Origin of the sequence: Tsukamurella ocularis, assembly GCF_965138335.1 — a bacterium.
GTDB lineage: Bacteria > Actinomycetota > Actinomycetes > Mycobacteriales > Mycobacteriaceae > Tsukamurella > Tsukamurella ocularis_A.
The window spans coordinates 138,942-163,515 of the sequence record NZ_CBCSDV010000005.1; the positions used below are offsets into that span (position 1 = coordinate 138,942).

Genomic DNA, 24,574 nt, shown 5'->3' on the forward strand with positions numbered 1-24,574 from the left:
AAGTTAACGACAATCATTTTCGTTAACAAAGACGCATGCGTCTATGCGTCACATCGCCGGAGAGCGGCTACGGCAGCACCAGTTCGCTCGTCACCGACCGCACCACGTCGCGATAGGTGTCGACGTTGCAGACGCCGCCCGCGACGGCACGCTGGCGCTGGTAGGAGGCGCCGCGGCCGGTGATGTCGGCCACGGCCGCCAGCTCGCGGGAGCAGCCGAGGCGCGCCGCGATGGGCGCGAGCTGCTCGAGCAGGTCGTCGAGGTCCTCGGTGACCAGGCGCTCATTGTTGTCCGCGTCCTGGATGATGATGGCGTCCAGTCCGTACCGGGCCGCGCGCCACTTGTTCTCCTGGACGTGCCACGGCGGCAGCGTCGGCAGGGTCTCCCCCGCGTCCAGCCGCGCGTCCAGCCACACGACGAGGCAGTGGATCAGGGCGACGATCGCCTCGAGCTCCGCGAACGTCGACATCCCGTCGCAGATCCGCACCTCGATGGTGCCGAGGTGGCACGCCGGGCGGATGTCCCAGCGGATCTCGTTGAGGTGATCGATGATCCCGGTGGTCTTCTGGTCGTGCACGAAGCGCTCGAACTCGCTCCACCGCTCGAACTGGAAGGGCAGGCCCGCGGTGGGGAGCTGCTGGAACATCATGGCGCGGGTGCTGGCGTAGCCGGTGTCGTGGCCGCCCCACATCGGGGAGCTCGCCGACAGGGCCAGCAGGTGCGGGTAGTGGTTGAGCAGCGCCGAGATGATCGGCAGCACCTTGTCGCGATGGTTCACCCCGACGTGCACGTGCACGCCCCAGATGAGCATCTGCCGGCCCCACCACTGGGTGCGGGCGATCAGCTCGTCGTAGCGCGGATTGTCGGTGAGCTGCTGCGCGTTCCACTGCGCGAACGGGTGCGTGCCGGCCCCGAACAGGTCGACGCCCATCGGATCGGCGGCCGCGCGGACCGCGCGGATCACGGTCGCCAGGTCGGCCATCGCCTCCGCGGTGTTCTCGCAGACACCCGTCACCGCCTCGACGGTGTTGCGCAGCATCTCGGAGTGCACCTGCGGTGCGATGTCCGGGTGGCCGGCACGGATGCCGTCGAACAGCTCACCCGCGCGGCTCACCAGGTCCGCGGTCTCCCGGTCGACGAGGGCGAATTCCCACTCGACGCCGATCGTCGGCCGCGGCGACGCCTCGAAGGCGACGTGCTCGATGACTAACCGACCTTGATCACGCCGCAGGCGATCCGCCCGCCGGCGTCGCCGGTGCTGAGGGTCGTCTCGTCCGGCACGGGCTGGCCCGGAACGACGTTGGCGTAGCGAGCCGACGGGATGTTGCCGAAGTTGTCGGGACCCGCGTGGATCATGAGGGCGTTGCCGTCGGCGTTCTTCTTGATGTCGGCGAGCGTGAAGGCGCCGGTGCTCGTCACGGTCTGGCCGGTGCCGTTGGCGTTGACGTAGATCGAGACCAGGTCACCCGTCATGGGGTGGCCGGTGGCGCCGCTCTTCTGCCAGTGGCCGCCGGCGGAGCCGAAGTTGGTGGCGGAGCCGGGGGCGCCGTTCTTGGCGACCGAGTTCGGCTCGCACTTGCCCACCTCGTGGATGTGCATGCCGTGGAAGCCGGCGGGCAGGCCGGTCACGCGGACGTCGATCACCACGACGCCGTCCTTCTCGGAGAAGGAGGCCTTGCCGGCGCTGCTGCCGTCGGGCTTGACGAGCGAGGCCTCGGCGGCGCCTGCCGACGGCGAGCTCTCGCCCGGCTTCTCCTCGCCGTGCCCGGCGTTCGGGTCCAGGCTGCGGACCGGGCCCTGGCCGGGCACCGTCGCACCGGTGACGACCGCGGGGTTCGTACCGGGCGTGTCCGAGGGCTTCTCGTTCGTCGTACAGCCGGCCAGGGCGATAGCCGCCACCGGAAGGATCGCGATCGGGGCGAGGAACTGACGCTTCGTCATCGATGACTCCTTATGCGACGGCTACCGGGGCCGGGCCGCCCTGGGGCTGGTGTTGCCCGAAATCATATCGGGGTCGCTCTCGCGACGAGGGACAGGTCCCCGCTGCGCCCGTCGGCGGCTACTTTTTCACCACTGCGACGGCGAGCGCGCCCGCGCATGCCTCGAGCCCGGCGGGGCGCTCAGCGGTCGCGGACCCGGGCAGGGCGGTCGAGACGGTCTTCGCGGCGTCCTCGCCGCCGTCCGCGAAGTAGACGGTGGTGGCACGCGGAGCGGCGGGCCGGTTCGGCCAGGCCGCGGCGTTCTCGCCCTGCACGGTGAATCCGGCCTTCGTGAGCTTGTCCCGCGTATCGGCGACCGGCGCCCTGGCGACGGACAGCAGGCACACCGTCGGCTTGTCGGCGGCGGGCTGCGCGGTCTCGGTCGCGGCGGCCTTGATCTTGGCCTCCTGCGCGTTGAGCGCCGCCTGGGGATCGTCGTTGCGGGTCACGAGCCCGTGGACCCCGACGGCCGCAAGGATGATCGCAGCCGAGATCAGGATCATGATGATGGTCCGGATCGGGACGGCGCGGGTGTTCTGAGTGCTCACGACACCCGACTGTATCGGATCACGTGATCTCGAAGCCGAGCTTGCGGGCGGCGCGGGCCTTCTGCCGGCTGGCCCGGACGCGGCGCAGGCGCTTGACGAGCATGGGGTCGGCGGCCAGCGCCTCGGGCGTGTCGACCAGGGCGTTGAGCACCTGGTAGTAGCGGGTCGCGGAGAGCCCGAAGAGCTCCTTGATCGCGTCCTCCTTAGCGCCGGCGTACTTCCACCACTGGCGCTCGAAGGCCAGGATGTCGTGCTCGCGCCTGGTCAGGCCGTCCTCGCCGCGCTCGTCGACGGGCTGCGCGTCAGTTCGGTCCGTCTTCTGCGCGGCCGCACCGGCGCCCTCCATGCGTTCCCCTCGCATTCGAAATAACACTTCTGTAGTTCGCTTCAATCTAACCACGGCCGGCGGTGGCGCCACGGGGCTACGGGCGCGTGTCGCGCAGCTTCCCGCTCCGCCGGTGCCCCACCGCGCCCGGTGCGCCGGTGCGGCCCGCACCGCCCCCGACTACCGTGTTCCCCATGTCCGTTCTCCCCATCGTCATCGTCGGCGACCCCGTGCTGCACGCCCCCACGAAGCCCGTCGAGCTGGACGCGGACGGCAAGCCGTCGGCCGAGATCGTGGCGCTGCTCGACGACATGTACGAGACCATGGACGTCGCGAACGGCGTGGGCCTCGCCGGCAACCAGGTGGGCCGCGACCTGCGGCTGTTCGTCTACGACTGCCCCGACGAGGAGACCCACGAGCGCCGCCGCGGCGAGGTGATCAACCCCGTCCTCACCACCTCGGAGATCCCCGAGACGATGCCGGACCCCGACGACGACTGGGAGGGCTGCCTCTCCGTCCCCGGCGAGTCGTTCCCGACGGGCCGCGCCGACTGGGCGAAGGTCGTCGGCACCGACCGCAACGGCGAGAAGGTCGAGATCGAGGGCACCGGCTTCTTCGCGCGGATGCTGCAGCACGAGACCGGCCACCTCGACGGCTTCCTCTACACCGACGTCCTCACCGGCCGCTACGCGCGCCAGGCGAAGAAGTTCATCAAGAAGCAGGGCTGGAACGTGCCGGGCCTGACCTGGGTGCCGGGCACCGTCGAAGACCCCTTCGGGCACTGACGTGCCGGTTCCCGGCGACCGCGTGGTCGTCCGGCGGCTGCTGCCGTCCGGGCAGGCCTCGGACGTCATCGGGACCCTGCTGTCCGACGGTGACCCGCTGACCGTCCGCGCGGACCGCGACGGCGCCGAGCACCTCATTCCGCGCGCCGCGATCGTCCGGTGGAAGACGGTGCCGGCCCGGCCGGTCCGGGCCGGCGAGATCCGCTCGCTGGACCTCGCGCGGGCCCGGTCGTGGTGGTCGGTGGAGCGGGAGTGGATCGACGGCTGGCTGTGCCGCGCCGCCCCGGGGCTGCGCGGCAATCGCGCCAGCAGTGCCGCCGCCCTGCATCCCGACGCCTCGGCCGCGGCCCTGCCCGCGGTCAGGGCATGGTTCGCCGAGCGGGGGCTCCCGCTGCGGCTGGAGGTGTCGGGCCCGCGACCCGCGGTCGGTCCGGCACCACTGGACACCCTCACCGACACCCTGACCGCTCCCGTCTCCCTGGGTGCCGTCGCTCCGGACGCGCGGGTGGCGGAGGCGCCGGACGTGCAATGGCTCGCAGTGACCGGAGTGTCCGAGCAGCTCATCCGATCCGTGGAGGGCGCGGCGCACTTCGTCTCCATGCGCGACGGTGACAGCACCGTCGCCGCTGCGCGGGTCACCGTGACCGCGGACGCGGGCGGCCGGCTGTGGGGCGGGCTCGCGGCGGTCACCGTCGTCCCTTCGTATCGACGGCGCGGCCTGGCGCAGACGCTCGTGCGGCATGCGATCGCCGAGGCCGAAGGCCTCGGCGCGGCCCGGATCTACCTCGAGGTCACCCGCGACAACGACGCGGCGCAGGCGCTCTACCGGTCGCTCGGCTTCACCGATCACCACACCTACGGCTTCTGGACCGAGCCCGATGACACAGCCTGACGAGCCCGTCTGGGGCCGGACTCCCGCCGAATTCCGGCGCGCGGAGATCACCACGACGATCGGCCGCGGCGACGCGGACTTCGCCCGCGCCGCCCACGACGTGCTGCGGTGGGCCGTGAAGACGCGGAGCGGCTTCACCGTCTCCACCGACGCCCGGGCCGAACCCGGACAGCGACTGATCGTCACCGCGCGGGTCGCCGGCGTCACCGTCCGCGAACCCGTCGAGGTCGTGGACGTGGTGGACACCGACGGCCGGGCCGGCTTCTCCTACCGCGCACTGCCGGGACATCCGGTGCGCGGCGAGGAGGCGTTCGTCGTGCACCGCGACGGCGACGCCGTGCTGCTCACGATCCGTTCATTGACGCGTCCGGCGCCGCGCGGCGTCTGGCGGGCGGCGTACCCGACGCTCCTCGTCGCACAGCGGGTGGCGCGCGCCCGGTACGTCCGGGCGCTGCGCCGGCCCGGCGCCTAGGTGTGCGCCGCGGAGTCGACGACGTCCTGATACTGCGGGAACCGGGAGATGAACGAGCGCACGTACGTGCACACCGGGATCACGCGGCGGTTGCGCGAGCGCAGGTCCTCGAGGACCCCCGCCACCAGAGCGCGGGCGAAGCCCTGCTTGCCGAACTTCTCCATGACCACCGTGTGCAGCAGGATCACGTCGCCGTGGTCGGTGACCTCGTAGCCCTCCACCCCGATGAGGTCGTCGCCCGACCAGAGCTCGTACCGGTCGCGCACCGGATTGTCGAAGAGACGCAACGACTCCCCCAGGTCCAGCGTGGGCGGGGGAACCTCGACCTTGTCAGCCATGAACACCTCCATGTGATGCGGATCACCCCACCGTACGCCCGAACCCCGACAAGTCGGCGCACTCGCGCCGGGTGTTTTCACATCTGTCACATTTCTTGATAGTGAACCTCGGAACGCCGCTACTGTGGAGGCCATGACGCTGGTCGCCCGCGGACTCACGCGGACCTTCAAACAGCACGTCGCCGTCGCGGACGCGACCCTCACGTTGCCACCGGGCCGCATCACCGGCCTGGTCGGGCCGAACGGCGCGGGGAAGACGACCCTGCTGCTCATGCTCGCGGGCCTGCTCCGCCCGTCGTCGGGCACCATCGAGCTCGACGGCGCAGCCATCGCCCCCGAGGCGCTCCGGTCCCGCGTCGGATGGATGCCCGACGTGTTCGGAACGTGGGATTCGCTGACCCCGACGGAGATCCTGACCACCTTCGCGAAGCTGTACGGCGTCCCGTCGGGCGAGGCACGCGCCCGGGCGCACGACCTGCTGGCCCGCGTGCACCTGACGGAGTTCGCCGACCGGCCGGCGCAGGTGCTCTCCCGCGGGCAGAAGCAGCGGCTCGGCTTCGCGCGCGCGATGGTGCACCACCCGCCGATCCTGCTGCTCGACGAGCCGGCCTCCGGCATGGACCCGCGGTCCCGGTTCGAGCTGCGCGACTCGCTGCGGGCCCTCGCCGACAGCGGCGTCGCCGTCCTCGTCTCCTCGCACATCCTCTCCGAGCTCGGCGAGACGGTCGACGACGTCGTGATGATGGCCCGCGGCCGCACCGAGGCGCCGCGCGAGTCCACGGTCACCCGGTGGCGGATCCGGCTGCTCGGCGAACCGCCGAGCGGCGGAACGTATCTCACCTTCGACTCCGAGACCGACGCGGCCGCGCACCTCGCGCAGCGCATCGCCGACGGTGCCGCAGTCGTCGAGTTCGCCCGCGCCACCAACGCCCTCGAGGACTCGTACTTCGCACTGGAGGCTGATCGCACATGAACGGCTTCACCGGATGGTGGCGCACCGTCGGCGTGCTCACGGGGCTGGAACTGCGGCAGCGCACCCGCGCCACCCGCTGGCGCGTCCTGCTGGGCGTGTTCTTCCTCGTGGTCAGTGCGGTCGTGTTCGGATCACTGTGGTTCACGCTGGCAGCAGGAGGCCGGTCGCCGTATCAGGACTGGAGCGAGAACCTCTACCTCATCGTGCTCGGCTTCGTCGGCTTCCTCGGCCTGGTGATAGCGCCCACGATGACGGCGACCTCGATCAACGGCGACCGCAAGGACGCGACGCTGGCCGTCGTGCAGGCCACCCCTGTCAGCGGCCTGCAGCTCGCGACGGGCAAGCTCCTGGGCGCGTGGATCGCCTCGTGCGCGTTGTTGCTGATCTCGGGGCCCTACATCGTCTGGTCGATCGTCGCGGCGAACTACCCGCTCTGGTCCTCGCTTCTCGGCGTCGTCGTGCTCGCGCTCCTCTTCCTCTCCTACTGCGGCATCGGGCTCGGCCTGTCCGCCCTGCTGGCCCGTCCCATCGGATCCGCCGCGATCACCCAGTTGGCGATGCTGTTCCTGCTGATCGGCCTGCCGATCATCGCGGCCATGCTCGTTCCCGCGACGGAATCCGAGGTCGATGCGCAGCGGCCGACCTGGCGATCCACGGCGTCGGACACCGAGTACGGGTGCACGGTCGTCACCGATTCCGTCACGGTGGAGCACACCGAACGCATCTGGTGGATCATCGCCCCGAATCCCGCGGTCGTCCTGGCCGACGCCGCAGCCCAGCGGGACGCCGGCCGCCGCAGCGAACAGCGGCGCTACGCGGACTACACCGGAGCCGACGGCACGCCGCGGAGGGCGCCGTCGGAGTCCGCACTCGGCCATCTCGCCGACGGCGTTTCCGAATTCCGCACACCGCCGAACCCGAACCAGGACCGGGGTTGCCCGCGGGTTCGGGGCGACGTGATCCTCGACGACACCCCCGACTACGACACCGACGGCTACCTCGGACACTCCTGGTACTGGGGCCTGCTGGCGAACCTGGCGCTGGGCGGGATCGGGCTGGCGTTCGCGGCCCGCCGCCTGCGGGTTCCGGCGGCGAACCTGCCGCGGGGCGTACGGATCGCCTGAGACTCCTCGCCGATTGCGCTACCCTCGGTAACGCACACCACACGGGAGCTCACCGCAGTGAGCTGAGAGGACGTCTAGAGCGGGCGTCGACCGTACGAACCTGTCCGGGTAATGCCGGCGTAGGGAAGAGGAGTCCCGCATGCCTGTTTCGTCGTCCACCCCCGTCTCCACCGTCACCGTCGGCCCGATCGAGGGCTCCCAGAAGCAGTACCGCACCCTCCCGGGCGCCGAGGGCGGCGCCGATCTCCAGGTCCCGTTCCGGCGCATCGCCCTCACCAACGGTGATCACCACGACGTCTACGACACCTCCGGCCCGTACACGCAGTACACCGGCGAGGATCAACTGCACGACCTCGCCGAGGGCCTGCCGAAGACCCGCGACGCCTGGACCAAGCCCGCACCGGTCGACGGTGCGAGCACCCAACTCGCCTGGGCACGTGCGGGAATCATCACCGACGAGATGCGTTTCGTGGCCGCCCGCGAGGGCTTCGATCCGGAGAAGGTGCGCGAGGAGGTGGCCGCCGGCCGCGCCGTGATCCCCGCCAATCGCAAGCACCCCGAGCTGGAACCCGCGATCATCGGCAAGGCCTTCGCGGTGAAGATCAACGCGAACATCGGCAACTCGGCGGTCACCAGCTCCATCGCCGAGGAGGTCGAGAAGATGGTGTGGGCCACCCGCTGGGGCGGCGACACCATCATGGACCTCTCGACCGGCAAGGACATCCACGAGACGCGCGAGTGGATCATGCGCAACGCGCCGGTCCCCGTGGGCACCGTCCCGATCTACCAGGCGCTGGAGAAGGTCAAGGGCGACCCGACCAAGCTGACCTGGGAGATCTTCCGGGACACCGTGATCGAGCAGTGCGAACAGGGCGTCGACTACATGACCGTGCATGCGGGTGTGCTGCTGCGCTACGTGCCGCTCGCCGCGAACCGCGTGACCGGCATCGTCAGCCGCGGCGGCTCGATCATGGCCGCCTGGTGCCTGGCGCATCACGAGGAGTCGTTCCTGTACACGCACTTCCGCGAGCTGTGCGAGATCCTCCGCGAGTACGACGTGACCTTCTCCCTCGGCGACGGTCTGCGCCCCGGCTCCATCGCGGACGCCAACGACGAGGCGCAGTTCGCCGAGCTCCGCACCCTGGGCGAGCTGACGAAGATCGCGAAGTCCCGTGGCGTGCAGGTGATGATCGAGGGACCGGGCCACGTCCCGATGCACAAGATCGTGGAGAACGTGCGGCTCGAGGAGGAGCTGTGCGAGGAGGCGCCGTTCTACACGCTCGGCCCGCTCGCCACGGACATCGCGCCGGCGTACGACCACATCACCTCCGCGATCGGGGCGGCGATCATCGCGCAGGCGGGCACGGCGATGCTCTGCTACGTCACGCCGAAGGAGCACCTGGGCCTGCCCAACCGGGGCGACGTGAAGACCGGCGTCATCACGTACAAGATCGCGGCGCACGCCGCGGACCTCGCCAAGGGACACCCCGGCGCGCAGTCGCGCGACGACGAGCTGTCCAAGGCGCGCTTCGAGTTCCGCTGGGTGGACCAGTTCAACCTGTCGCTGGACCCGGACACCGCGCGCGAGTTCCACGACGAGACGCTGCCCGCCGAGCCGGCCAAGACGGCGCACTTCTGCTCGATGTGCGGCCCGAAGTTCTGCTCCATGCGGATCAGCGCCGACGTGCGCGCCTACGCGGAGGAGCACAACCTCGTCACACAGGAGGACATCGACGCCAAGCTCGCGGCGGACATGGCGGCGAAGTCGCAGGAGTTCGCCGACGCCGGTGGCCGCGTGTACATCCCGCTCGAGCCCTCTCGGGCATGACGGGCGAGGTGACCGACCGCTCGACGGTGGCGGTCGGCGCACCGTCGCGCCTGCCCACCGCCCCGCGGGGGACGGCGCCGCGCCGCGTACTGACCATCGCCGGATCGGATTCCGGTGGCGGCGCGGGCATTCAGGCCGACATGCGGACGTTCGCCGTCCTCGGCCTGCACGCCTGCGTCGCGATCACCGCGGTCACGGTGCAGAACAGCGTCGGCGTGCAGGACTTCCGCGGTGTCGACCCGCAGATCGTCGGGGCCCAGATCCGTTCCGTCGCCGGCGACATCGGCGTCGAGGCGGCGAAGACCGGCATGCTGGCGTCCACCGAGATCATCGAGGCCGTCGCCGCGGCGGCCGACGCCGAGGGCATCGGGCACGGCCGCCCGGTGCCGCTCGTGGTCGACCCGGTGGCCGCGTCGATGCACGGCGACCCGCTGCTCGCCACCGAGGCGCTCGACGCGCTGCGCACCGTGCTGATCCCCCGCGCGACGCTGGTCACCCCGAACCTCGACGAGGTCCGGCTGATCACCGGGATCGAGGTGGTGGACGCCGCCACCCAGGCGGCGGCGGCCGACGCCCTGCTGGCGCTGGGCGCGCACTGGGCGCTGGTCAAGGGCGGCCATCTGCGCGATTCGCCCGAGAGCCCGGACCTGCTCACCGACGGAACCGAATCCGTCGCGTTCACCGCGCCGCGCGTCCCGACGGGTCACGATCACGGCGCGGGCGACACCCTGGCCGCGGCGACCACCGCCGCGCTCGCGCACGGCGCGACGATGCCCGCCGCCGTCGAGTTCGGCAAGGCCTGGGTCACCGAGGGCCTGCGCTGGGCCTACCCGCTCGGCGCCGGCCACGGCCCCGTCAACCCCCTCTGGGCCGCCGCCGTCGATTGAACACTGTTCCGGTCGGCGAAAGCCCAGGTCGGGCCGGACCGAAACAGTGTTCAATCGGAGCGGGGTCAGACCGCCGCGGGGCGGAAGGGCTCACGTATCAGACGCATCCCGGCCTCGTCCGGCGTGCGATCGGCCTTGCGGTGATTGCACTCCGCGCAGCACGCGACGAGGTTGGACCACGTGTTGCCGCCGCCGCGGGAGCGTGGGAAGACGTGGTCGATCGTCGTGGCCCGCGCGCCACAGCCCGCGTACTGGCAGGTGGAGTTGTCGCGGCGCAGGATCTCGGACCGACTCGCGTGGTCCGCGGTGCGGCGGTAGGGCACCGCGGCGTACCGCACGAGCAGCATCGACTTGGGCACCTCGATCACGGTGCTGGGTGAGCGCAGCACCCGGGGCGGGTCGTGCGGCTCCAGGGCGAGGGCGACCTCGCGGAGCATCATGCCCACGGCGTCCTGCCAGTGCACCGCGTCGAGCGGGCTGTAGTCCGCGTTGAACACCCGCACCGGCGGTGCGGAGACGAACGTGCTCATGCCGCACCCCCTTCCGGTCGTCCGCGCGTGGCGAGCACGTCGACGATAGGAGCCGCCGATTGCGGCCGCAACGCCTTTTCCGCCCGGACGCACGCGCCGACCTGCCGGTTCTCGGCGGTATCCTCACCCCATGCAGTTCCTCCCCCTGCCCGCGGACGGCGAGACCCCGGTGCGGGTGATGACGATCGCGGGGTCCGATTCGGGCGGGGCCGCGGGGCTCCAGTCCGACCTGCGCACGTTCGCGCTCGCGGGCGTGCACGGCACGAGCGCGGTCACCGCGGTCACGGTGCAGAACAGCCTCGGCGTCACCGGTTTCCACCCGATCCCGCCCGAGACGGTCGCGGGCCAGATCCGGGCGGTGGTGGAGGACATCGGGATCGGGGCCGCCAAGACCGGCATGCTCGCGACGGCCGGGATCATCGACGCGATCGCCGATACCGCCGAGGACCTGGGGATCGGGGCGCGCATCCCGTTCCTCGTCGACCCCGTCTGCGCCTCGCAGCACGGCGATCCGCTGCTCACACCGGAGGCGCTGGAGACCCTGCTGCGCCGGCTGTTCCCGCTCGCGCACCTGGTGACCCCCAACCTCGACGAGGTACGGCTCATCACCGGCATCGACGTCGTCGACGAGGCCACGCAGCGCGACGCGGCGCGCGCGCTGCACGCCCTCGGCCCGCGGTGGGCCCTGGTGAAGGGCGGCCACCTGCGCACCGCAGCCACCAGTACGGACGTGCTGTACGACGGTGCCGAGTTCCTCGAGTTCGAGGCGCCCCGCCTGGCCACCCGGCACGATCACGGCGCGGGCGACACGCTCGGCGCCGCCACCGTCTGCGCGATGGCGCACGGCTACGCGGTGCCGGACGCGGTGGCCTTCGGCAAGGAGTGGGTCACCCGGTCCCTCGCGGCGGCCTATCCCGTCGGCGCGGGGCACGGCCCCGTCAACGCGTCGTGGCGGCTGCGCGCGCGTCCCTGACCCCCGACCAGCGATTCATCGCGGCCACCACCAGCGGCAGCGCGAGCACGACGATGATGAGCCGCAGGCTCTGGACGGTCGCGATCAGCGCCATATCGGCCTCCGCGCTGCCGGTCGCGCTGGCGACCACCGCGTTGATGCCGCCGGGCGTGGTGGCGAGGTAGGCGTCGGCCATCGACACCCCGGTCATGTGCGCCGCGCCGGCCGCGAGGAGCGCGACGAGCCCGCACAGCACGACGATGCCGCCCGCGATCGCCGGCAGCAGGTGCGCGAGCCGGCGCAGCAGCCGGCGGTCGAACATCAGCCCCACCTCCAGCCCGACGACGATGAGCAGCAGTTCCTTGAACGCGCCCTGCGGCGCGAAGCCGCGGGTGAGCTCCGCGCCGCCGATCACGGCGGCCACCAGCATCGGTCCGATGAGCCCGCCGCCGGGGAGGCGCAGCTTGCGCCCGAGCCACATCCCGGCCAGCGCGAACACGAAGGCCGTGGACAGGCCCGCCACCTGGTCGCCGCGGCCCACGATCTGCAGGTCGAAGGACCAAGACTGCGCGGACGCCGTCGCCCCGCCCGCGAGGCCGACCATCACGAACGGCGCCGTGAGGCTCACCAACAGCACGCGGGAGTACTGCATCACGCCCACCACGTCCTTGCGCGCGTCGAGCTCGTCGCACAGCGTCACCACCGCCGACGATCCACCGGCCATGAGCCCGAGCGTCGCGGTGCGCTGATCGAGCCCGGACACCCAGCGGCTGAGCACCCACGCGGCGGCCACCGACAGCGCGACGGTGAGCACCGAGATCGCTAGGAAGGGCGTCAGCACGGGGCCGACGGCGCGCATCGCCTCGAGGTTGAGGTAGCCGCCGAGCATCACCCCGATGAAGGCCTGCGTCCACCGGCCCACCTCCGCCGGGACCGTCACCTCGCGCCCGATCACCATCCGCAGCACCGCGCCCAGGAGTAGCGCGGCGAGCAGCGCGGGCGCGGGGACGCCCACGCGCGCCAACGCCTCGGCGAGCACCCAGGCCACGACGAGGACCGCGAAGTACCGCGCCCCGCGCCGCCCGACGGTGCGCCGCACGAGCCCCGGTGCGGAAGCGCGCACGGGCGCGGCGGGGCGCACGGGCGCGTCCGGAGGGGTCGGCGGGGCGGCGCTCTCGACGGTCACCCCTTGTGTGTAGCACTGCGAACGAACGAGGTGAAGGGGTGCCGCCGAACGTTCACGCGATGCTTACACATCGCCTGTGACCTGCGTCGATGAGCGCTATCAGTGAGTCACGCGTCACGTCGCGCGGTGAGGGTCACTGCCCCTGCCCACAGCGCCCCGATCACCACCAGCAGGTAGACGAACGATACCGGCGGGCCCCACGGGAAGCTGTCGTCGAAGAGCACGCCCATGAAGTTCTGCAGGTTAGACAGCGGCAGGTAGGGGCCCGCCTCCCGGGTCTGCGGGATCGTCGTGATCACGTTGTCGACCACGAACAGGTACCCCAGCAGCAGGGTGATGGCGCCCGCGCCGTTGCGCAGCGCGCAGCCCACCGCCACGCCGAGGACCGCCGCGAAGGCCGTCCCGACGGGGAAGGCGAGGAACGAAGGTGCGCCCGAGCGCAGCACCTCTCCCGGTGAGCCGTCCACGATCACGCCGAACAGCAGCACCGCCACGACCATCGCCACGGCGTAGGTCACCGCGCACACGACGGCCACCACGAAGGTCTTGGCCAGGAGTGCGATCCACCGGTTCGGCACCGCGAGGAAGGTGGCCCGCAGGGTGCTGTAGCGGACCTCGGTGGTCACCGACAGCACGCCGATGACGCCGGCGAAGGTGATGGCGATGCCGGGCAGTGCGGCGAAGCCCGAGAGCGGCGCGAGCGCCACGACCCCGATGTCGTCCACGGTCTCCCCGATGTTGCGGATCACCAGCGCCACGATCGCGGTGATCGCCAGCGCCGCCGCCGACGAGCCGATCAGCAGCCACTTGGTGGCGCGGACCGTCGCGAGCTTGACGAACTCGGCCTGTACAGCGCGGACGATCATCCGATGCCTCCCGTTCCGCGGTACTCGACCGCCCCGCCCGTGAGCCGCATGAACACCTGCTCCAGCGAACTGCTCTGCGGTGCCAGCTCGGCGAGCGGCAACCCCTCCGCGGCCGCGATCTCGCCGACCGCGTCACTCGTGGCGCCGCGGACGGTGAGGACGGTCCGCCCGCCGCCGCCCGGCGCGGCCTCCGCCGTCGCGTCGACCGCCAGCCCCCGCGAGGTCAGCGCCTGCGCGAGCTCGCGGTCGCGCGGGCTGCGCACGCGCACGGTGCGCTCCGAGTTCTGCTCGATGAAGTCGGCCATCGTGCCGTTCCACACCAGGTGCCCGCGCCCGACGATCACCACGTCGTCCGCGGTGAGCGCCATCTCGGCGAGCAGGTGACTGGAGACGAAGACCGTGCGTCCCTGTGCCGCCAGCGATTTCATGAAGGTGCGCACCCACACGATGCCCTCGGGGTCGAGGCCGTTCACCGGCTCGTCGAAGAGCAGCACTCCCGGATCGCCCAGCAGCGCACCGGCGATGCCGAGCCGCTGCGCCATGCCGAGCGAGAAGCCGCCGGCCTTCTTCCGGGCCGCGTCCGACAGCCCGACGGCGGCGAGGCACTCGTCGGCGCGCCCGACGGGGATGCCGCTCGCCACCGCGAGCCAGCGCAGGTGATCGCGCGCGGTCCGGTTGGGGTGCACCCACTTCGCCTCGAGCAGCGCGCCCACCTTCGTCATCGGCCGGTCGATGGCGCGGTAGTCGCTGCCACCGATCGTCGCGCGACCGGCGGTGGGGCGGTCCAGGCCGAGGATGCAGCGCATCGTCGTGGACTTGCCCGCGCCGTTCGGCCCCAGGAATCCGGTGACGCGCCCCGGCCGCACCGCGAAGGACAGGTCGTTCACCGCCTGCACGGCCCCGTAGGTCTTGGTCAAACCCGCGACTTCGATCATGGATGCACGCTAACAATTCTTCGGGCGCGCCGCCGTGACCCGCATCGGGCCATAGACTCGGCTCGACCGGACTCGGCGGAGGGGGCTGGCGGATGAGTGGGGACTCGGCGAACGACCGGGCGGGGACGATCTTCGGTCCGTACCGGCTGGTGCGGCTGCTGGGCCGCGGCGGTATGGGCGAGGTCTACCTCGCGCACGACACGGTGAAGGGCCGCGACGTCGCGCTCAAGCTGCTGCACGCCGGCGTCGCGCAGGATCCCGGTTTCCGCGAGCGGTTCACGCACGAGTCGCAGACCGCCGCGCGGCTCTCCGATCCGCACGTCATCCCGATCCACGACTACGGCTCGATCGAGGGCACCCTCTACCTGGACATGCGGCTCGTCGACGGAAGCAACCTCGCCGAGCTCGTGGCCGCCGGGCCGCTGCCGCCCGAGCGGGCCGTCGACCTCGTGACGCAGGTGGCCTCCGCCCTCGATTCCGCACACCTGCAGGGGCTCGTGCACCGCGACGTCAAACCCGCCAACGTCCAGGTCACCCCGTCGGGCTTCGCCTACCTCCTCGACTTCGGTCTCGTGGTGGACGGCGACGGGGACCGGCGCACCTCCGCCGGCCTGTTCGTCGGCTCGCAGGCCTACGCCGCGCCCGAGCGCTTCGACGGGGGCGGCGCCACCCCCGCGGGCGACGTCTACTCGCTGGCCTGTGTCCTGTACGAGCTCCTCGCCGGCCGGCCACCGTTCGCCGCGAACGCGATCTCCGAGATGATGCGACACCACCTGCTCTCCGCGCCGCCGCGGGCCTCGGCGACCGCGCCCGTCCCCGCGGCCCTCGACGCGGTGATCGCCAAGGGCATGGCCAAGCGGCCGGAGGACCGCTACCCCACCTGCGGCTCGCTCGCCCGGGCCGCGACCGCCGCGCTGCAGGGCACGCCGCAGAGCTGGGGCACCACGACGACGGTGCCGTCGGCGCACCGCCCGGCGGGGCCCCCGTCCGCGCCGCTGCCCACCCAGATCTCGTACCCGCACGGCGCGCCGTCCTCGAGCGGGCAGCCGCAGTACGTCACGCCGAGCTACGCGCCCCCGGCCGCCCATCCGCCCGCCGCGGCCTCGCCGCCGCGCAACCGCGCACTGATCCCCGCGCTGGCGATCGGCGCGGTCCTCCTGGTCGCGGGCATCGTCGCGGCCGTCGTCCTGCTGAACGGCGGCGGACCGTCGACGCCGGTCGCGTCGACCACGACCGCCGCGGCACCCAGCACCGGGGCGACCGCGGCGAGCGCGGCGCCGTCGACCACGCCGTCGGTGACGAAGGCGGCCCAGCCGCCGAACACCGAGGTGTGCCCGGGTGACACCGGCCAGGTCTTCGGCACGGTGGCGGCGGACATCCGGAACAAGGCTGCGGGCGGCAGGTTCACGTCGTGTCCCTTCGCACTCGCGACCGCTGCCGACTACCGCGCGAAGTACACGGCGCCGCAGTCCGGAGTCACCTCAGCGGCAAGCCCCGATCACCCCGAGCTGGGGGTCATCACGATGACCTGCGTCGGCGGCGGCAACATCGTGACGTGCACCGGAGGTAATCAGGCGATTGTCTACATCTATTAGGGCCGCGGCGCTTCTCGCGATCGCGGTGTGCTCCGTCGCGTGCACGATCGGCGACGCCGGCTCGGCCGCCCCGTCATCGCCCGCGTCATCGTCCGAGGCGCCGCACGGCGCGGCGAGCACGCGTCCGGGCGCGCCCGACGCACGGTCGTCGAGCACCGCACCGCGCCCGGCCGATCCGCTCCGGGCGGCACTGGAGCGGGCGATCGCGGGCATCCCCGGGCAGGCGAGCGTCGCCGTCGCGGGCGGTGGGCGCGTGGTGATCGCGGGGAACGGCACCGGACTTCCCGCGTGGTCGACGTCCAAGGTGCCGCTGGTCATGGCGGCGCTCGAGCGGGCGGGCACGCCGCAGCCCGCGGTCACCGCCGACATGCGGGCAGCCATCATCCGCTCGGACAACGCTGCGGCGGAGGCGATCTGGTCGTCCTTCCCCACGCCCGACCAGGCCGGCGCCGCGATGCAGCAGGTGCTCCGCGCGGGCGGCGACGAGCGGACCGTCGTGCAGACGACGAAGGTGCGTCCCGAGTACTCCGCCTTCGGGCAGACCCGCTGGGAGGACGGTCCCGCCGCGACGTTCGCCGCCCGGCTCCCCTGCTCGCCGTCGGGCCGGGCGACCGCCGCGCTGATGCGCGAGGTCGATGCGAATCAGCAGTGGGGCGCGTACCTCCTGCCGGGTGCTCGTTCGGTCGGCGTCAAGGGCGGCTGGGGCCCCGGGACCGACGGCGCCTACGTCGTGCGCCAGCTCGCCGTCGTACAGACCGCCGGCGGCTACACCGGCGTCATGCTGTCGGCGCGACCGGCCGACGGCACGTTCGCGTCGGGCAGGGTCGCGCTCACCCGCCTCGCGGACGCGGTCCGCGCGCAGCTCGGGGCCCTGCCGGCGGCGCCCTGCTGATCCGCCCGCCCGATCCGTCCGCCGATCGATCCGTCCGCCGATCGATCCGTCCGCCGATCGATCCGTCCGCCGATCGATCCGTCCGCCGATCGATCCGTCCGCCTGTGGTTCCCGTCACACGGACGAACCGGTCATGCGATGATGAATCACCCGCTGTGACCGCCCGGAGAGACCGATGACCGCCAGCACGATCGACGCCGATGCGACCCGGTCCGCCCTCCGAACAATTCGTACGCGCACAGAACTTCCCGTGGCCTTCGTGGGCATGGTCGACGAGGACCACGTGATCCTGGGCGGCGGCGTCGGCCTGCGCACCCCCGCGCTCAACGGCCTGCCGGTCGCGTGCGGCGCCGGCCTCGGCGGCCACGTCCTGCGCACCGGTCGCCCCACCGCCGTCGCCGACTACGGCACCGCGGGCATCACCCAGCACTACCACGCGCACGTGCAGGCGGAGGGCCTGCGCTCGATGGTCGCGGTACCCCTCGCGGTGAACGGGGTGGTCCGCGCCGTCTTCTACGCCGCCGATCACCGGCAGAGCACCTTCGGCGACGCCGTGCTCGGCGCCGTCGCGCGCACCGTCCGTGACCTCGCCTACGAGCTGCGCGTGCGCGACGAGGTCGAGCGACGGATGCAGTTCGCCGAGGCCGCGGCCGCGGAGCGCTCCGCCCTCGGCGGCGTCGACCGGGAGCTGCTGCGCGAGGTCTTCTCCGAGCTCCGCGCGCTCGCCGGGGAGATCACCGACGGGGCGGTGCGGTCCCGGCTGGAGTCGGCGTGCGGCCGCATCACCGACCTCGGCCGGCCGCCCGACGGCGTCGCCCCGCCCCAGCGCCCGCTCACCGCCCGCGAACTGGACGCGCTGGCCCACGTGGCCCTGGGCTGCACGAACGCCGAGGTGGCGCAGCGCCTCTCGATCAGCGCCGAGACCGTGAAGGCGTACCTGCGCAGCGCCGGACAGAAGCTCGGCACCCGCACCCGGTTCGAGGCGGTCACCCGCGCCCGCAGCCTCGGCCTCCTGCCGTAGCCCCCGCGCGCCGCCCGGCGGCTACCCCCTTTCGGGGGTACCGGGTGTGTGACCGCGATCACTACCGTTCGTGGGGTCCACCGACCCCGAGGAGCCCACGTGAGCGCACCCGAACTCCCCGTCATCCCGAAGGCCCGGCTCCGCCGGGTGGCGATGGCCAGCTCGATCGGAACCACGATCGAGTTCTACGACTTCTTCATCTACGGCACCGCCGCCGCCCTGGTGTTCCCCACCATCTTCTTCTCGAACATGAGCCCCGGCGTCGCGACGCTGGCCTCGTTCGCGACCTTCGCCGTGGCGTTCTTCGCCCGGCCGGTGGGCGCGATCCTGTTCGGCCACTTCGGCGACCGGATCGGCCGCAAGCGCACGCTGGTGTGGACGCTGCTCATCATGGGCGCCGCGACGGTGATGATCGGCCTGCTGCCCGGCAGCGAGACCGGCGTCTTCGGCCTGTTCCCGGGCGGCATCGGCACGCTCGCACCGGTCCTGCTCGTGGTGATGCGCTTCTTCCAGGGCTTCGCCGTGGGCGGCGAGTGGGCCGGCGCGACGCTGCTCACCGCCGAGTACGCCCCGAAGGGCAAGCGCGGCCTGTACGCGATGTTCCCGCAGCTCGGCCCGTCCTTCGCGTTCTTCCTGTCCAGCGGCACCTTCCTGCTGTTCACGCTGACCGCCGGCGACACCAAGAACGCCGAGAGCGCCTTCATGACCATCGGCTGGCGCATCCCCTTCCTGATGTCCGCGCTGCTCGTGCTCGTCGGGCTGTGGGTGCGACTGACCGTCGAGGAGACCCCCGTCTTCACCGAGGTCCGTAAGCGCGCGATGAGCGAGATCAACCGCACCAAGCTGCCCTTCCTGGACGCGATCCGCTTCCAGTGGAAGGAGATCCTCATCGCCGCCGGAGCGTTGGCGTCGTTGTTCTCGCTGTTCTACATGGGCACGGCGTTCCTCACGAACTACGCGACCAAGAACCTGGGCTTCCCCCGCACCACGGTGCTGGCGATGGGTATGGCGGGCGCCGTCTTCTTCGGCCTCGCGATCGCCGCATCGGCGGTGTACTCCGACAAGATCGGCCGCCGCAAGGTGATCATGACCTCGTGCGCCCTCGCGGTCGTGTGGTCCCTGGTGCTGTTCCCGATCCTCGACACCAAGAGCCTGCCGATGTACGCCGTCGGGCTGATCGGCACGCTGATCATCTTCGGCATCGCCTACGGCCCGGCCGGCGCCGCGCTGCCCGAGATGTTCCACGAGCGCTACCGCTACACCGGCGCCGGACTCGGCTACAACCTGGCGGGCATCCTCGGCGGCGCCATCCCGCCGCTGATCGCGGCGAAGTGGGTCGCCGACGGCAACCAGCTGTGGGTCGGCTTCATGCTGGCCGGCCTGTCCGCGGTGAGCGTGCTGTGCTGCTACCTGATGGTGGAGACGAAGGACCACGACATCGTCGAGTCCGCGCCCGCCGACCGCGACGAGGCGCAGTCGGGCGAGGACCTCGCCGCCGTCTGACCGATCAGAGCGTCCGGGCCCCGCCGAGAAGCAGATTCGTGACCACACGAGCGCTTCCGGCGGGGCTCGTCACGTCCACGTCGTTGACCATCGCCGCGACCGTGCCCAGCATGTAGCCCAGCCAGACCTCCGCGATGTCGGTGGTCTCGAGACTCTCGTGCAGCAGTCCCGCCGCGCGGGCCGGCCCGAGGATCGCGGCGAACCGGGCGATGGCCTCCTGGTAGAGGCCCAGGTAGGTGTCGAAGGCGTCGCCGTCGACACCGGGCACCTCGAGCGCGAGGAACCGGAACTCGTCGAGGCGCTCCGCGATGTCGAGCAGCACGCCGACGTTGAGGTCCAGCACCACGGCCTGCAGCTGCTCGGCGGTGACCTCCGCGGTCAGCGCCCCGACCGCCGCGTCCAGCCGGCCGAACACCGCCTCCCGGTTCCGCTCGATGAGCACCGCGAGCATGTGCCGCTTGCTGTCGAAGTAGTTGTAGAACGTGCCATGGCTGACTCCGGCGCGCTCGGTGATCTCCCGGACCCCGACCGCGGCGTAGCCCTTCTCGACGAACTCGGCGATCGCCGCGTCGAGGAGCTGGGCGGAGCGGCCGGTCACCGGCGCCGGCGGGGCGGTCGGCGCAGGCGTCTCCCGGCTCGACGGTGCGACGGCCGGGAGCGCGGTCCGGGCACCGTCGGACAGGACGCCGCTCGCCGACATCCGCACGGCGGCACGGACGTAGGCCTGCCGTCGTTCGGGGTCGTCGCCGCCGAGCAGCGCCATCACCAGGCCGGGTACGCCGAGCGCGGGAAGGAGACGGCCCAGCTGCACGGTCTCCTTCTCCGGGTGCTCGGTGCGGGTCACGATCCAGCCGCGGTCGCGGGCGTGGCCGAGCGCGCGCCCCATCATCGAGTCGAAGGTCTGGTACAGGCCCTGGATGCGGAACCGGAGTTCCTCGTCGACCGTCCCGGACTGGACCATCACCACCTTGACGATGTCGGGCCGGGAATCGACGAGGTCGAACAGCCGCGCGGCGACGCCCTCCACCATGCTCTCGGTGGCGTCGAGATCGCCGCTCGCGGTCACCTCGACGACCCGGTCCGGCGCGATCGCCGTCATCAGCTCGTCGACGCAGCGGTCGAAGACGAGGTCGAGCAGTTCGCGCTTGCCCTCGACGTACCGGTACAGGGTGCCCTGCCCCATGCCCGCGCGCCGGGCGATGTCTGCGACCGAGGCCTGCTCGTAGCCCTGCTCCGCGAAGACCGTGAAGGCGGCGTCGGTCAGCTCCTCGCGGCGGCGCTCGGCGAGCCCGATCGACGGCGGGCGGCCGCGGCGCGGCCTGGAGGCCTCAGCGACGCCCGACTCCGATCCCGACATAGTTGAAGATTCTATCCCGCATCCGTTCTACGCAGTTCGCGCCACTCTGCAATGGCAATACCCATCGGTGTCGCCGGACCGCCCAGTCCCAGGACCTCGCAGGCGATCGCCCGCCACGGATTCGTCGCGCGGAGCTCGCCGAGCAACGCCACCGTCGACATGTCCGTGCGCCGGCCGAGGGCGTGTTCGGCCTGCAGCATCTGGCCCTCGAACTTGTCGTAGAAGCCGCCCGCGGGGAGCGTCGCGGCGATCACGGCGTCGCGCGCGGTCTCCGGCGTGATGGTCACGTCGCCGTCGTGCAGGTGCCAGCCGACGACGCGGTCGATGTACTCGGCGAGGTCGCCGGCGTCCATGAGGTCGGGGCGGCCGATGAACCCGGCCTGCACGGCGAGTGCGTGCACCTGCTCGGACTCGCCGCGCAGCAGTGCCGTGAACAGGCCGCGCTCGAAGCCGTGCTCCTCGTCGGTCAGCTGCACCGTCATTCCGAAGTCGACGAACCCCGCCCGACCGTCGGGCAGCACGAGCACGTTGCCCGGGTGCGGGTCCGCGCAGAACCTACCGGTGCGATACATCTCGCCGCAGTAGAAGCGGTACACCGCCTCCCCGATCCGGTCCCGCCGGTCCTGGTCGAGGGCCGCGGCCGCCGCGAAGGGTTCGCCGTCGAGGAACTCGGTCACCAGCACGCGGCCGGTGCACAGGTCGTCGACGGGCTGCGGCACGACGATGGCCGGATGCCCGGCGAAGTGATCGGCGAAATAGCGGTGGTGTCGAAGCTCCGCCACGAAATCGAGCTCGGCGAGTACCTGGCGCGCGATCTCCTCGGACAGCGCCGTCGCGTTCGAAGCCGGGATGTACTTGCCCAGCACCTTGAGCAGTAGCCGCATGTTCTTCAGGTCCGCTCGGACCATCGCGTCGACCCGCGGGTACTGGATCTTCACCGCGACGTCCCGGCCGTCGTCGAGGACGCCGCGGTAGACCTGCCCGATCGACGCGGACGCGATCGGACCGTCGAGCCGGACGATCCGCCCGCGCAACTCCCCCAGCTCCTGATCGAGCACCGTCATCATGGCGCTGTCGGTCCAGCGCGGCGCCGCATGGAACAGCGGCTGCATCCGCTCCGTGAAGGCCGCCCGCGCCGTGGTGCCCGTGATGCCGATGTCGATGACGGCCACCAGCTGCCCCAGTTTCATGGCGGCGCCGCGCATGCCGCCGAGCACCGTCACCAGGTCGTCCGCGAGCGCGAGGATCGTCGCGTCCCGGGCGTACCGGGCCGCCTCGTCGTCGCGGAACCGCGAGGTCGCCAGGGTGCCCGCCGTCCGGGCGGCGTGCCGCACCGCGACGCCGCCGATCTGCGCGCTGCGCCGGATCCGACCCGACGGTGCCGTCGACACCCCGTCCGGCGCGCCCCTCGGATCGCTCCCGGCGGGGTTGCGCCCGGCGGCGTCAGGCCCGGCCACGGGATCCCGTCGCTCCGGCCATGCGGCCGTCCATCGGCGAGGAGGGCACCGCCCAGCGGCGCTGCGGGATCCGACCGGCACCGCGGGCGAGCCTGCCCGCCTCCACCGCGAGCCGCATGGCGGTCGCCATCGCCTCCGGATCGGCGGCGCGGGTGACCGCGGAGGCGAGAAGCACGGCGTCGCAGCCGAGTTCCATCGCGAGTGCCGCATCGCTGGCGGTGCCGATCCCGGCGTCCAGGATCACCGGCACGGTGCTCTGCGCCACGATCATCTCGATGTTGTGCGGATTGAGGATCCCGAGGCCCGTGCCGATGGGCGAGCCCGCGGGCATGACCGCGGCGCAGCCCACGTCGGCGAGGCGCCGGGCGAGGATCGGGTCGTCGTTCGTGTAGGGCAGCACGGTGAAACCGTCGGCGACCAGCTCCTCGGCCGCCTCGACGAGCGCCACGGCGTCGGGCAACAGGGTCCGCTCGTCGCCGATCACCTCCAGCTTCACCCAGTCGGTGTGCAGCGCCTCGCGGGCCAGCTGCGCCGTGAGCACCGCCTCGGCGGCACCGAGGCAGCCGGCGGTGTTCGGCAGCGGCATGATGCCCAGCTCGCGGATGGTCCCGAGCACGCCGCCGCCCTCCGCGAGGCTGGTGCGCCGCAGCGAGACGGTGGTCAGCTCCGTGCCGGAGGCCACGAGCGCCGCGCGCAGGTGGTCGAGGTTGGCGCTGCCGCCGGTACCCGTGATGAGCCGCGAGCCGAACGCCCGGCCCGCGATGACCAGCGGATCGGACTGCTCAGCCACCCTGGACCGCCGTCAGCACCTCGACGTCGGCGTACGCGGGCAGCGCCTCGTCCCACCGCGAGCGCGGGTGGACGGCGCCGTTCACCGCGATCGCCACGCCCTTGTCCGGCAGCCCGAGTTGGTCGAGCAGCGAGTGCGCCGACGTCCCGTCGAGCACCTGCCGGTCGTCGCCGTTCACCGTCAGCTCCATGCCTGCACCTCCTGCTGAAGAACCATATCCGCCGCCCGCAACCCCGTCACCGGGGCGAGGAGCAGCCCGTTCCGTCCGTGCCCCGTCGCCGCGAAGACGCGGCCGCGCAGCGGCGCGATCACGGGGACGTTGCCCGCCGTCGTGGGGCGTAGGCCCGCGGTGACCTCCACGAACTCGTACTCGCGGAGGAAGGGCAGCACCGTGAAGGCGTCGTCCAGCAGCTCCGCCACGGGGCCGATCCGCACCCCCAAATCGTGGTCGTTCTCGTACTGCGTGGCGCCGACGACGACCCCGTCGGCGCGGGGCACCACGTACACCTGCCGGCCGCGGACCCGGGCCCGCACCGTCACCTCCGGCGGAGGCAGGCACGTGGCGCCGCGCCGCAACCGGACCACCTCACCCTTAACGGGTCGCACCCCGACCTCCGGCGCGAGGGTCGCGGAATCCGCTCCGGCGCAGACGATCACCGCGTCGCCGGGCAGGTCGTGCAGGGCATCGGCGCCGGCCACCGCCTCCGCGCGGAAGGTCACTCCCGCGGTGGTGCAGGCCGCCCGGAGCGCCCGATGGAGCAGGCGGTTGTCGACGGCGAGCTCGGCCGGCGCCGACGCCGCGGCCCGAATCCGGGGCGCCGCACCGGGAACTGCGCGCGCCGCGGCGGACGGGCGCAGCGGGCAGAACTGCGCGGGGTCGCCCACGGCCGCGGCGATCGTCTCCAGCTCGGCGGCGTCCCCGTCGTCGACGGCAAGGTGCACGGTGCCGCGCGAGGTGATCAGCGGACCGTCGGCGAAGGGCTGGAGATCGCGCGCGAATCCCTCCCACAGGCGCAGGGATTCGACGCCGAGCCGGAACAGCTCCTCCTCGCCCGGCCACGCCTCCGAGTACGGGGCGATCATGCCGCCGGCCACCCAGGACGCGCCCGAGCCCGGCTGCGGATCGACGACGGTGACGGCGCTCCCCCGCACGGCCAGGGCCCGGGCGACGGTGAGGCCGACGGTGCCTCCGCCCACGACGGTCACAGTCCTCGTCACGTGGAAATCCTTCCTTCGCCGGCATTACCCGGATCAGGTCTGACGGTCAGGGGCGCGACGTGCCCCACTCTCAGCCCCGCGGCGGGAGCTCCCGTGTGTACGCACTCCAGCCTACTCCGCC

General features: G+C 72.1%; 26 protein-coding genes and 2 riboswitches. Of the genes, 12 read left to right on the forward strand and 14 right to left on the reverse strand.

Going from position 1 to position 24,574, the window contains the following annotated elements; translation table 11 throughout:
- Positions 1 to 67 precede the first annotated feature (67 nt).
- The 4 genes from ACNAYW_RS07240 to ACNAYW_RS07255 all read right to left on the reverse strand — a co-directional run bounded on the left by ACNAYW_RS07240 (position 68) and on the right by ACNAYW_RS07255 (position 2,873).
- A complete protein-coding gene (locus ACNAYW_RS07240; RefSeq protein ID WP_415849099.1) occupies positions 68 to 1,204 on the reverse strand; it encodes a glutamate--cysteine ligase in 1,137 nt (378 codons plus the stop codon).
- Positions 1,205 to 1,206: 2 nt separating this feature from the next.
- A complete protein-coding gene (gene sodC / locus ACNAYW_RS07245) occupies positions 1,207 to 1,941 on the reverse strand; it encodes a superoxide dismutase[Cu-Zn] (protein ID WP_415849032.1) in 735 nt (244 codons plus the stop codon).
- 118 nt (positions 1,942 to 2,059) lie between these two features.
- Positions 2,060 to 2,527 (reverse strand): LytR C-terminal domain-containing protein, encoded by a 468-nt coding sequence (locus ACNAYW_RS07250; RefSeq protein ID WP_415849033.1) that lies wholly within the window; start codon positions 2,525 to 2,527, stop codon positions 2,060 to 2,062.
- 19 nt (positions 2,528 to 2,546) lie between these two features.
- Entirely contained in the window at positions 2,547 to 2,873 is a 327-nt protein-coding gene (locus ACNAYW_RS07255; RefSeq protein ID WP_146485192.1) for a DUF3263 domain-containing protein, read from the reverse strand.
- A gap of 173 nt (positions 2,874 to 3,046) precedes the next feature.
- Here ACNAYW_RS07255 and ACNAYW_RS07260 point away from each other — a divergent pair, with 173 nt between their 5' ends.
- From ACNAYW_RS07260 to ACNAYW_RS07270, 3 genes are read left to right on the forward strand one after another with little or no spacing between them, the layout of a single operon-like run.
- The gene (locus tag ACNAYW_RS07260; RefSeq protein WP_415849034.1) at positions 3,047 to 3,637 is read left to right on the forward strand and encodes a peptide deformylase; all 591 of its coding nucleotides are present in this window, start codon (positions 3,047 to 3,049) and stop codon (positions 3,635 to 3,637) included.
- A 1-nt stretch (position 3,638) separates the two neighbouring features.
- Positions 3,639 to 4,529: a GNAT family N-acetyltransferase gene (locus ACNAYW_RS07265; protein WP_415849035.1), complete on the forward strand. Its 891-nt coding sequence runs from the start codon at positions 3,639 to 3,641 to the stop codon at positions 4,527 to 4,529.
- Positions 4,516 to 5,001 carry a DUF1990 family protein gene (locus ACNAYW_RS07270; RefSeq protein WP_415849036.1) on the forward strand — a complete coding sequence of 162 codons (486 nt, stop codon included), beginning with the start codon at positions 4,516 to 4,518 and terminating at the stop codon, positions 4,999 to 5,001. The genes ACNAYW_RS07265 and ACNAYW_RS07270 overlap by 14 nt, the downstream gene beginning before the upstream one ends.
- Here ACNAYW_RS07270 and ACNAYW_RS07275 read toward each other — a convergent pair.
- Positions 4,998 to 5,339, reverse strand: coding sequence for a GNAT family N-acetyltransferase (locus ACNAYW_RS07275; RefSeq protein ID WP_415849037.1), 342 nt, complete (start codon positions 5,337 to 5,339; stop codon positions 4,998 to 5,000). The genes ACNAYW_RS07270 and ACNAYW_RS07275 overlap by 4 nt on opposite strands.
- 133 nt (positions 5,340 to 5,472) lie before the next feature.
- Between ACNAYW_RS07275 and ACNAYW_RS07280 the strand changes: the two genes are divergently transcribed.
- The 4 genes from ACNAYW_RS07280 to thiD (ACNAYW_RS07295) all read left to right on the forward strand — a co-directional run bounded on the left by ACNAYW_RS07280 (position 5,473) and on the right by thiD (ACNAYW_RS07295) (position 10,151).
- Positions 5,473 to 6,312 carry an ABC transporter ATP-binding protein gene (locus tag ACNAYW_RS07280; RefSeq protein WP_415849038.1) on the forward strand — a complete coding sequence of 280 codons (840 nt, stop codon included), beginning with the start codon at positions 5,473 to 5,475 and terminating at the stop codon, positions 6,310 to 6,312.
- Entirely contained in the window at positions 6,309 to 7,436 is a 1,128-nt protein-coding gene (locus tag ACNAYW_RS07285) for an ABC transporter permease (protein ID WP_415849039.1), read from the forward strand. The genes ACNAYW_RS07280 and ACNAYW_RS07285 overlap by 4 nt, the downstream gene beginning before the upstream one ends.
- A gap of 31 nt (positions 7,437 to 7,467) precedes the next feature.
- Positions 7,468 to 7,580, forward strand: a riboswitch (TPP riboswitch).
- Positions 7,576 to 9,264: a phosphomethylpyrimidine synthase ThiC gene (thiC, locus tag ACNAYW_RS07290; RefSeq protein WP_415849040.1), complete on the forward strand. Its 1,689-nt coding sequence runs from the start codon at positions 7,576 to 7,578 to the stop codon at positions 9,262 to 9,264. (Overlaps the previous riboswitch by 5 nt.)
- A complete protein-coding gene (gene thiD, locus ACNAYW_RS07295) occupies positions 9,261 to 10,151 on the forward strand; it encodes a bifunctional hydroxymethylpyrimidine kinase/phosphomethylpyrimidine kinase (RefSeq protein ID WP_415849041.1) in 891 nt (296 codons plus the stop codon). Before thiC ends, thiD (ACNAYW_RS07295) begins: the two co-directional genes overlap by 4 nt.
- 65 nt (positions 10,152 to 10,216) lie before the next feature.
- On the opposite strand, the gene ACNAYW_RS07300 is transcribed toward thiD (ACNAYW_RS07295), so the two are convergent.
- A complete protein-coding gene (locus ACNAYW_RS07300) occupies positions 10,217 to 10,681 on the reverse strand; it encodes an HNH endonuclease (RefSeq protein WP_415849042.1) in 465 nt (154 codons plus the stop codon).
- A 130-nt stretch (positions 10,682 to 10,811) separates the two neighbouring features.
- Here ACNAYW_RS07300 and thiD (ACNAYW_RS07305) point away from each other — a divergent pair, with 130 nt between their 5' ends.
- The gene (thiD, locus tag ACNAYW_RS07305) at positions 10,812 to 11,654 is read left to right on the forward strand and encodes a bifunctional hydroxymethylpyrimidine kinase/phosphomethylpyrimidine kinase (RefSeq protein ID WP_415849043.1); all 843 of its coding nucleotides are present in this window, start codon (positions 10,812 to 10,814) and stop codon (positions 11,652 to 11,654) included.
- Here thiD (ACNAYW_RS07305) and ACNAYW_RS07310 read toward each other — a convergent pair.
- The 3 genes from ACNAYW_RS07310 to ACNAYW_RS07320 all read right to left on the reverse strand — a co-directional run bounded on the left by ACNAYW_RS07310 (position 11,620) and on the right by ACNAYW_RS07320 (position 14,620).
- Positions 11,620 to 12,819 (reverse strand): AbrB family transcriptional regulator, encoded by a 1,200-nt coding sequence (locus tag ACNAYW_RS07310; RefSeq protein WP_415849044.1) that lies wholly within the window; start codon positions 12,817 to 12,819, stop codon positions 11,620 to 11,622. The genes thiD (ACNAYW_RS07305) and ACNAYW_RS07310 overlap by 35 nt on opposite strands.
- Before the next feature lie 107 nt (positions 12,820 to 12,926).
- On the reverse strand, positions 12,927 to 13,685 hold the full coding sequence (locus tag ACNAYW_RS07315; protein WP_415849045.1) for a hypothetical protein: 759 nt from the start codon (positions 13,683 to 13,685) through the stop codon (positions 12,927 to 12,929).
- A complete protein-coding gene (locus ACNAYW_RS07320; RefSeq protein ID WP_415849046.1) occupies positions 13,682 to 14,620 on the reverse strand; it encodes an ABC transporter ATP-binding protein in 939 nt (312 codons plus the stop codon). Before ACNAYW_RS07320 ends, ACNAYW_RS07315 begins: the two co-directional genes overlap by 4 nt.
- 92 nt (positions 14,621 to 14,712) lie before the next feature.
- On the opposite strand from ACNAYW_RS07320, the gene ACNAYW_RS07325 reads away from it, so the two are divergent.
- From ACNAYW_RS07325 to ACNAYW_RS07340, 4 genes are all read left to right on the forward strand, one after another.
- The gene (locus tag ACNAYW_RS07325) at positions 14,713 to 16,215 is read left to right on the forward strand and encodes a serine/threonine-protein kinase (RefSeq protein ID WP_415849047.1); all 1,503 of its coding nucleotides are present in this window, start codon (positions 14,713 to 14,715) and stop codon (positions 16,213 to 16,215) included.
- A complete protein-coding gene (locus ACNAYW_RS07330; RefSeq protein WP_415849048.1) occupies positions 16,199 to 17,107 on the forward strand; it encodes a serine hydrolase in 909 nt (302 codons plus the stop codon). Before ACNAYW_RS07325 ends, ACNAYW_RS07330 begins: the two co-directional genes overlap by 17 nt.
- Before the next feature lie 175 nt (positions 17,108 to 17,282).
- On the forward strand, positions 17,283 to 18,128 hold the full coding sequence (locus ACNAYW_RS07335) for a LuxR C-terminal-related transcriptional regulator (RefSeq protein WP_415849049.1): 846 nt from the start codon (positions 17,283 to 17,285) through the stop codon (positions 18,126 to 18,128).
- 153 nt (positions 18,129 to 18,281) lie between these two features.
- Positions 18,282 to 19,631 carry an MFS transporter gene (locus tag ACNAYW_RS07340; RefSeq protein ID WP_415849100.1) on the forward strand — a complete coding sequence of 450 codons (1,350 nt, stop codon included), beginning with the start codon at positions 18,282 to 18,284 and terminating at the stop codon, positions 19,629 to 19,631.
- Positions 19,632 to 19,635: 4 nt separating this feature from the next.
- Here the strand turns inward: ACNAYW_RS07340 and ACNAYW_RS07345 are convergent, their stop codons facing one another.
- The 5 genes from ACNAYW_RS07345 to thiO all read right to left on the reverse strand — a co-directional run bounded on the left by ACNAYW_RS07345 (position 19,636) and on the right by thiO (position 24,453).
- Positions 19,636 to 20,988: a TetR/AcrR family transcriptional regulator gene (locus ACNAYW_RS07345; RefSeq protein ID WP_415849050.1), complete on the reverse strand. Its 1,353-nt coding sequence runs from the start codon at positions 20,986 to 20,988 to the stop codon at positions 19,636 to 19,638.
- An 11-nt stretch (positions 20,989 to 20,999) separates the two neighbouring features.
- A complete protein-coding gene (locus ACNAYW_RS07350) occupies positions 21,000 to 22,379 on the reverse strand; it encodes an ABC1 kinase family protein (protein WP_415849101.1) in 1,380 nt (459 codons plus the stop codon).
- A 52-nt stretch (positions 22,380 to 22,431) separates the two neighbouring features.
- Positions 22,432 to 23,235, reverse strand: coding sequence for a thiazole synthase (gene thiG / locus ACNAYW_RS07355; protein ID WP_415849051.1), 804 nt, complete (start codon positions 23,233 to 23,235; stop codon positions 22,432 to 22,434).
- A complete protein-coding gene (gene thiS, locus ACNAYW_RS07360) occupies positions 23,228 to 23,425 on the reverse strand; it encodes a sulfur carrier protein ThiS (protein ID WP_415849052.1) in 198 nt (65 codons plus the stop codon). Before thiS ends, thiG begins: the two co-directional genes overlap by 8 nt.
- The gene (gene thiO / locus ACNAYW_RS07365; RefSeq protein ID WP_415849053.1) at positions 23,416 to 24,453 is read right to left on the reverse strand and encodes a glycine oxidase ThiO; all 1,038 of its coding nucleotides are present in this window, start codon (positions 24,451 to 24,453) and stop codon (positions 23,416 to 23,418) included. The genes thiS and thiO overlap by 10 nt, the downstream gene beginning before the upstream one ends.
- Positions 24,447 to 24,558, reverse strand: a riboswitch (TPP riboswitch). Its footprint overlaps the gene before it by 7 nt.
- Between the last annotated feature and the right edge of the window lie 16 nt (positions 24,559 to 24,574).